The sequence below is a fragment of the Streptomyces sp. Ru72 genome (assembly GCF_002920635.1).
In the GTDB taxonomy this organism is placed as follows: Bacteria; Actinomycetota; Actinomycetes; order Streptomycetales; family Streptomycetaceae; genus Streptomyces.
Genome location: NZ_PQSR01000240.1, coordinates 1 through 945, shown reverse-complemented (window position 1 = coordinate 945; position 945 = coordinate 1). Strand labels below are relative to the sequence as shown.

The following is a 945-nucleotide window of genomic DNA, read 5'->3' as shown; positions in this document are numbered from 1 at the left end:
TACTGACGTTGGCGCCGTGATGTCGTCCAGGTGAGGCCGGTTTCGGCGAGGCATCCATTGATGAGGTTGCTGCGGTACTGGATCTGGCGGAGACCGTGTCGGAGCGTGCTGATGAGGTGGTCGGGGTCGGTGAAGGCGGTGTTGGCCTGGCTGCTGCGGCGCAGCAGGGACCAGATGCCCTCGACGGGGTTGAGGTCCGGTGCGTAGGCCGGGAGGAAGTAGCAGGTGATCCAGTCGTGGGTGTCGATGAACTCCCGCAGTCGGCGGTCCTTGTGGACGTTGAGGTTGTCCCACACGAGCACGATGGGTGCGCCGAGCTGCTGGTGTGCGGCGATGAGCAGGTCGCGGTAGTCGGTCCAGGTGAAACTACGTCTGCCGCCGCGCTTGTGATCGAGATGCCGCTTGGGCCGGTAGATCAGCCGTGAGCGTTCACCCTGCTTGTAGCAGGCCAGAGCGGCGATGGAGAACCGGCGCTGGGAGCGTCCCCGGACTCGGATGACGGGTGTGCGTCCGCGCCTGGCCCAGGTCCGTGCGGTGGGCGGCGTCATCGAGAAGCCGGCTTCGTCTTCGAAGCACAGCCAGGCGTCGAGCGCCGCCACGGACCTTCCACCTGCGGCCAGGTCTCCTTCACCCAGCCCGCCACTGCCTCCTCGTCGCGCTCGATGGCTCGGCGGGCCGGGACCTGGTGGCTGAAGCCGTGCCGGTGCAGCATCCGCGCGATCGCCGACAGCGTCATGCTCTTGTGGAACCTGCGCCCGATCAGCGTCTTGATCCGCGCCAGCGTCCACGTCTGGTCCGGCCAGCCGTGCGCGACCGGCCCCTTGGCGAGCTCCTGCTCAAGCACGGTGAACAGGGCCTCACTCAGCTTGGGCCGGGACACGGGCCCGGCAGACCGCAGCCCCTCGGTGCCAGCCTCGTGCCAGGCCCGGCGCCAGCGCTGCACCG

At 68.5% G+C, this 945-nt stretch carries 2 protein-coding genes; both read right to left on the bottom strand.

Annotated elements, in window-relative coordinates:
* A partial coding sequence (locus C3488_RS39690) for a transposase (RefSeq protein WP_258053932.1) occupies nt 1-548 on the bottom strand: 548 nt, incomplete at its 3' end.
* The coding region (locus tag C3488_RS39685) for a winged helix-turn-helix domain-containing protein (protein WP_103845638.1) at nt 545-945 on the bottom strand (401 nt) is incomplete at its 5' end. The genes C3488_RS39690 and C3488_RS39685, both read right to left, overlap by 4 nt.